General features: G+C 68.2%; 6 protein-coding genes, 1 tRNA gene and 1 pseudogene. 5 read left to right on the top strand and 3 right to left on the bottom strand.

Going from position 1 to position 5,800, the window contains the following annotated elements:
* Nucleotides 1–167 precede the first annotated feature (167 nt).
* The gene (locus C468_RS14845) at nt 168–878 is read right to left on the bottom strand and encodes a DUF1405 domain-containing protein (protein ID WP_008849720.1); all 711 of its coding nucleotides are present in this window, start codon (nt 876–878) and stop codon (nt 168–170) included.
* A gap of 123 nt (nt 879–1,001) precedes the next feature.
* On the opposite strand from C468_RS14845, the gene C468_RS14840 reads away from it, so the two are divergent.
* Nucleotides 1,002–1,634, top strand: coding sequence for an FxsA family protein (locus tag C468_RS14840; RefSeq protein ID WP_008849719.1), 633 nt, complete (start codon nt 1,002–1,004; stop codon nt 1,632–1,634).
* A 131-nt stretch (nt 1,635–1,765) separates the two neighbouring features.
* A tRNA-Ile gene (locus C468_RS14835) sits at nt 1,766–1,839 on the top strand.
* Nucleotides 1,840–2,255: 416 nt separating this feature from the next.
* On the opposite strand, the pseudogene C468_RS19035 reads toward C468_RS14835, so the two are convergent.
* Nucleotides 2,256–2,447, bottom strand: a pseudogene (locus tag C468_RS19035) (site-specific integrase); the annotation flags it as partial.
* A 446-nt stretch (nt 2,448–2,893) separates the two neighbouring features.
* Here C468_RS19035 and C468_RS14830 point away from each other — a divergent pair.
* Nucleotides 2,894–3,232, top strand: coding sequence for a YbjQ family protein (locus tag C468_RS14830; protein ID WP_008849718.1), 339 nt, complete (start codon nt 2,894–2,896; stop codon nt 3,230–3,232).
* A gap of 205 nt (nt 3,233–3,437) precedes the next feature.
* The gene (locus C468_RS14825; protein WP_008849717.1) at nt 3,438–4,220 is read left to right on the top strand and encodes a DUF429 domain-containing protein; all 783 of its coding nucleotides are present in this window, start codon (nt 3,438–3,440) and stop codon (nt 4,218–4,220) included.
* Between the two features lie 25 nt (nt 4,221–4,245).
* Here the strand turns inward: C468_RS14825 and C468_RS14820 are convergent, their stop codons facing one another.
* Nucleotides 4,246–4,629, bottom strand: coding sequence for a TlpA family protein disulfide reductase (locus C468_RS14820; protein ID WP_008849716.1), 384 nt, complete (start codon nt 4,627–4,629; stop codon nt 4,246–4,248).
* Nucleotides 4,630–4,753: 124 nt separating this feature from the next.
* Between C468_RS14820 and C468_RS14815 the strand changes: the two genes are divergently transcribed.
* Nucleotides 4,754–5,671: a PLP-dependent cysteine synthase family protein gene (locus tag C468_RS14815; RefSeq protein WP_008849715.1), complete on the top strand. Its 918-nt coding sequence runs from the start codon at nt 4,754–4,756 to the stop codon at nt 5,669–5,671.
* The last annotated feature ends 129 nt before the right edge of the window (nt 5,672–5,800 follow it).

The raw sequence follows: 5,800 nt of genomic DNA, 5'->3' as shown, positions 1-5,800 counted from the left end.
CTCGGTGGTCGTCCGCTCGAACCCGCTGGTCGTCCGCTCGGTGTACCGGCGGCGCTCCACCGACTCGATCGTGACCGAGAGGTCCGAAATCCGCTCGTAGGCGCTCATGGAACACCCGACGACCCGCGGGAACTTAAACGGGCGTCGCCGTTACGGGGGGCCTGGGCTCAGGCGCCCTCGCCGCCGCCGACGCGGAGCCGGAGCGTGGCGACCCGCGTCGCGAGCGCCCAGAACAGCGGGATCACGGTGAGCGCGACCGCGCCGGCCGCCGCGACCTGGAGCACGGTCGTCGTGAACCACGGCTCGGCGTCGGGGTAGGGGATCGACGTGTGGGTCACCTCGCCGATCACGGGGACGAAGTAGTCCATCAGCAGGTCGACGGTGTACCACGCGGTCGCGACCGCGACCGCCTTCAGCGGGAAGTCGGTGATCCGGTGGAGCACGAACGCCTGCACGACCATCCCGAGGTGGCTCACGAAGAGGAACGCGTACATCGCGAGCCCCGAGTTCGCGAGGAACGCGGGGGAGAAGGCGACGAGGACGTACGGGGTCCAGAGCCCGAGCTTGATGTTCCCGAAGAAGGCGAGCGTCGCGAGCGTGTCGCTCGACCGGCCGAGCGCCCACGCCGCGAGCGCGAGCGCGATCAACAGGGTCGCGCCCGGGCTGTCCGGGATGAACGGCCACATCTCGACCGGGAGCTCGCGGAACTGGAACCGGTAGTACCAGAAGCCGAACGCGGTGCCGAGGAGGTTGATGGCGACGATCACCCACACGAACCGGAAGGCGACGTCCTCCAGCGCCTTCGGGAGGGGAGCGAGCCACCGCGGCAGCGACTCGCGGTCCGGCGGGTCGCGGCCGAGCGCGCCGACGATGTCCATACGGTCGGCTCGGACCGCCCGGTCAAAGCCGTGGCGGTCGCGGATCGGGCGACTGCCGACCGGCGAACGCGCTCGCGGCACCGGACGAAAAGGGCTATGGGTCCCCGGCGGGAAGACGACGGTATGCGCCCGCGAACGCTGCTCGCGCTGCTCCTCGTCGTCCCACTCGTGGACGCGCTGTTCCTGATCGTCGTCGCGACGCGGCTGGGGTGGGCGGTCACGGTCGCGCTCGTCGTGTTGACGGCCGTCCTCGGGATGCTGCTCCTCCGCGCCGAGGGGCGCGCGACGCTTGCACGGGTCCAGCGCAAACTGGCCCGCGGCGAGCCCCCGACCGACGAACTGCTCGACGGCGGCCTCCTGATCGCCGCCGGCGCGTTCCTGCTCACGCCGGGGCTCGTCACCGACGCGGTCGGGTTCCTGCTCGCGCTGCCGCTCTCGCGGGTCCCCATCCGCATGGCCCTCAAGAAGTACGTCGTGATCCCGTACCTCGACAGCGAGACGGACGGGTTCACCACCGGCAACGTGTACATCGGTGGGTTCCCCGGCGGCGACGGCGACGGCGGCGGGTTCACGATGGGCGGCGGCGCCGGGTTCGGCGGCGGCACCGTCGGCGGCGACTTCGACGGAGACGACGCCGGCGGCGATTTCGCCGGCGACCACGCCGACGGCGACCGCTTCGACGACCCGGACCACGCGGACGACGTCGTCGACGTGGACTTCACGGTCGAAGACGAGGAGACGGACCGGAAGGACTGAGGCCCGAGTTGCGCGCGCTCTCCCCGCCGCGTGAGCCGTTTCCGCTTCGCGCCGAAACCGGCTGACGGCGGGCGACTCGCGAAAGGAAACCCTTAAAATCCTACCAGCGCAACGAACGAATGCGCTCACCTGGGCCAATAGCTCAGTCAGGTTGAGCGCTCGGCTGATAACCGGGAGGTCCACGGTTCAAATCCGTGTTGGCCCACCTACAGCGTCCACGGTCTTTGGCCGTGGCGTGTTAGGGGCTGTATCCTCCCCAGCCACCTAACTTCGTTCCTAATTACCCTGAGAGAAACGTCCATTTGCGGTTTAGTTCAACCACAACTCTCGCGCACCAGCACGCTATAACGCGAATAGGTTAGGCGTTGCTCACGGCCTGTAGGAATGGTGCGCCGATTAGCATTCCACCGATAACCAGTAGTAACGCGAATATCGTTGGGTTGGAAGTCGCAAAATCAATCCACCCCGGTGTGAGTCCCTCCTTGAGATTCCCATTCATAATCGTCATCGCTGACGAGTAGGCTAATAGTATAGCAAGAATCGCGAATCCTGCTTTAATGTAATTTAGAGGGTTTGTCACACCTGTTTGTATGTTACTAAGGCTGATGTTTCTTTGCTATGTTATATATTGTTAAGATAGTCCCGCCGTTGCTCTGCTTTCTTTTGTTCTCCACGTCGGTCGTATTGTTTCTCAAGTACGTCCAGACTCACATTCATCCGGTCGCTGACGACCTTCTCCGGCACGTCCTTTGACAAGTGATGAGTGATTGAGCCACGGCGTATCGCGTGTGGACTCACGCTTGATGGGCAATCACATCTCGCCGTCCTCCGAGAGCTCCAGCGTGATGTGAGTCACGGGTGCCGGCCTCTCACCGTTGCCACCCGTATCCGTACTCATGGCTGTGGTTAGAGCGCAACTCATCAAAATGGTTCGGGGCGGGTGGAGACCATCCGGAACCGTGCGGGCCACAGTACTCTGTGCGTCGGGACGAGCCCGACGTGTGCCCGTTCACGAACTCGTGACAGTCTCGATGTCGCACTCGAAAGTGAGGGGTGTTCCCACGACCGCGACGTCGACGGGTGCGAGGCGCTCCCGTCCGAGCAGGCCCGCTCCGGCGACCACGATGGGTGGGTCCCCTCGATCGGCGGCCCGTTCCCCCTCGATCGAGGCCGCGGCCGCGCTCCGTGAACGCAGCTGTCACTACTGATTTATTATCTCAGAAAGCGTTATAAGATTTGAAATGTCCACAGAAGCCGTTATGAACGATGGAGAACAGTCGCTCGTCGCCACCGTCTCGACCGAGACGGTACCCGGCCACGAGATCGCGGAGGTGCTCGGTATCGCCCGCGGCAACACCGTCCGAGCGCGGAACGTGGGACGCGATTTCACCCAGGGGATTCGGAACCTCGCCGGTGGTGAGCTCAAGGCCTACTCGACGCTGCTCTCCGACGCCCGGGATCAGGCGATCGAGCGGATGGAAGCGGACGCGCTCGAGATGGGAGCGGACGCCGTCGTGAACGTCCGGATGGAGACGTCCGGGGTCGCCCAGGGCGCGTCGGAAGTGATCGCCTACGGCACGGCCGTCAGACTCGCCTAGGCGGCCGCCCGGGGCTCGCGACCACCCACTGCGAACGGTTCCGACGCCGCTTCCGCTTCTGCCCGGTCAGACCCGCTCTCTCTCCGGTCTCTTGACGCGGCCTCTGTCGGCGCCCGACCGGGCCGCGACGCGGGACCGCCCCGCCCGTCCGGAGCGGATCGCCGCTGACGCGCCGATTTATCAGGCCTCGGCGACCAGTATCGGTATGGCACCCTTCGTTGGCGTCGACTGGGCGTCCCGCGGCTGGCTCGCGGTCGCGATCGAAGGCGGCGAGTGGACCGCCCGAATGCACCCGTCGATACACAGCGTCTGGTTCGACCACCGGGACGCCGAGTCGGTCCTCGTCGACATCCCCATCGGTCTCCCCGAGACGGAGCGGCGCGAGTGCGACCGAGGGGCGAAGGAGTTCCTCGGTGCGGACCGCGCGCGTAGCGTCTTCTGGACGCCGTGTCGCGACGCGGTCGAACGCGACACGTACGCGGCGGCGAAGCGGGCGAACCGCGAGGCCCTCGGAGACGGGCTCTCCACGCAGGCGTGGGGACTCGTCCCTCGCATTCGGGAGGTCGACCGGTTCCTCAGGGACGCCGACGACGCGCGCGGAGTCGTGGCGGAGTCGCATCCGGAGGTGTGCTTCGCGTCGTTCGCGGCGGGGAGCCTCCCCTCGAAACACGAGGACGGCGGGCTCGACGCCCGCCGCGAGACCCTCGAGGCGAAAGACGCCAGCGCCGCGGGCGTCTACGACCGGTTCGTCGAGGAGCACATCGAGGGGCAACCGTCCTGGGCGCGCCGCATCGGAAAGTCGAACCGCGACGACCTCTTGGACGCGATGGCGCTCGCGCTCACCGCGAAGGCGGGAGCCGGCGGGTTCGAGCGCACCCTCGATCTGGCGAGCGACGGCGCGGCGTCGGTCCCGAGGGACAGCGAGGGGCTCCCGATGCAGATCGTCTACGCGGAGCCGGAGCCGGATCTGAGGGGCCGTCGCAAATAGCCGGGGTCAGCGCCAGCTCCCGGGCTCAGGCGCCGACTTCCACGCCCTCGAGCTCCCGCGCGAGGAACTCGGCGATCGACCCGTCCGCCTCCTCGACGAACCGCGCGACCTCCTGGCCCTCGGCGGTCTCGACGACGACGGTCGGGATCAGCTCGATCCCGTACTCCTCGACGCCCTCACCCTCCTTACCGTTCGGTCCCTTCGTCACCGGGAAGTCCTCGATCCGGTCGTCGGTGACGCCGGCGGCGGCGAGCGCCGCGCCGAACGCCGGAAGCTGTCGCTGGCAGTCGATACACCAGTCGCCGCCCCACACCTTGAACCGGTAGTCGGTGGCCGAGAGCGCGTCCAGTACGGCGGGATCGAACTCGGCTACGTCGGCAGCGTCGGGGTCGAGCGTTTCGAGCGTCATGCCCCGTCGTACGCCGGCAGCGCTTGTAAACGCCGCGTCGGTGGCAACGGGCCCGCGGTCCCCCGCCGAACGCGACTTGCCGGAGTCCGTCGGGCATTTGAGTGGCGCACTCCTCCGTTCGGCCATGGACGACGACGCGTTGGACACGCTCGGCTCGCCGCTCGTGCGAGTCGACGGTCCGGCGGAGACGACGGTCGCGGCGAAGGTCGAGTCCCGAAACCCGGGCGGGTCCGCCAAGGACCGCCCGGCGCTGTACATGGTCGAGGCCGCCGAGGCGGCCGGCGACCTGACGCCCGGCGACGCGATCGTCGAGCCCACCTCCGGCAACACCGGCATCGGGCTGGCGATGGTCGGCGCCGTGAAGGGGTACGACGTGACGCTCGTGATGCCGGAGGGGAAGTCGATCGAGCGCCGGCGCCTCATGCGGGCGTACGGCGCCGACGTGGAGCTGGTCGACGGCGACATCTCCGCGGCCAAGGAGCGCGCCGACGAACTCGAGCGCGAGGCGGGAACCGTCCAGCTCCGCCAGTTCGAGAACCCGGCGAACCCGCGGGCCCACTACGAGACCACCGGCTCGGAGATCGTCGATCAGGCGGACGGCCGCACGGTCGACGCCCTCGTCGCCGGCGTCGGCACCGGCGGCACCCTCACGGGGATCGGGCGGCGGCTCCGCGAGGCCTTCCCCGACGTGCGGATCGACGCGGTCGAGCCGAGCGACAACGCCGTCCTCTCCGGCGGCGAGCCCGGGGTCGACGAGTTCCAGGGGATGGGACCGGGGTTCGTCTCTCCGAACCTCGACATGGACCTGATCGACCGCGTCCACACCGTCGATATCGAGAGCGCCGAGGCCGAGTGCCGCCGGCTCGCCCGCGAGGAGGGACTGCTCGTCGGCCAGTCCTCCGGCGCCTCGAACCTCGCCGCCAAGGACGTCGCCGCCGAGCTCCGGGAGTCGGGCGCGTTCGCCGGCGAGGAACCGCTCGTCGTCACCGTGTTCTGGGACAGCGGCGAGCGCTACCTCACGGCCGGCACCTTCGACGAGTGAACGCTCCGTCGCGACCGGCGGGAGGGCTCCCGGGACCCGGACGTTGATTACCGTTCGACCCCCATATCGGCCGTGAGCACCCACCCCGAATCGGTCGCCGGCGCCTCCGGTCCCGAAGCCGACGGCGAC

The sequence above is a fragment of the Halorubrum kocurii JCM 14978 genome, assembly GCF_000337355.1.
GTDB lineage: Archaea > Halobacteriota > Halobacteria > Halobacteriales > Haloferacaceae > Halorubrum > Halorubrum kocurii.
The sequence above is the reverse complement of the archived record's forward strand: the minus strand, read 5'-3'. Positions and strand labels throughout refer to the sequence as shown.

Coding starts and splice junctions, on each gene's coding strand:
- C468_RS14840 (WP_008849719.1), top strand. CDS start 1,002: ATGCGCCCGCGAACGCTGCTCGCGCTGCTCCTCGTCGTCCCACTCGTG.
- C468_RS14815 (WP_008849715.1), top strand. CDS start 4,754: ATGGACGACGACGCGTTGGACACGCTCGGCTCGCCGCTCGTGCGAGTC.
- C468_RS14820 (WP_008849716.1), bottom strand. CDS start 4,629: ATGACGCTCGAAACGCTCGACCCCGACGCTGCCGACGTAGCCGAGTTC.
- C468_RS14830 (WP_008849718.1), top strand. CDS start 2,894: ATGAACGATGGAGAACAGTCGCTCGTCGCCACCGTCTCGACCGAGACG.
- C468_RS14825 (WP_008849717.1), top strand. CDS start 3,438: ATGGCACCCTTCGTTGGCGTCGACTGGGCGTCCCGCGGCTGGCTCGCG.
- C468_RS14845 (WP_008849720.1), bottom strand. CDS start 878: ATGGACATCGTCGGCGCGCTCGGCCGCGACCCGCCGGACCGCGAGTCG.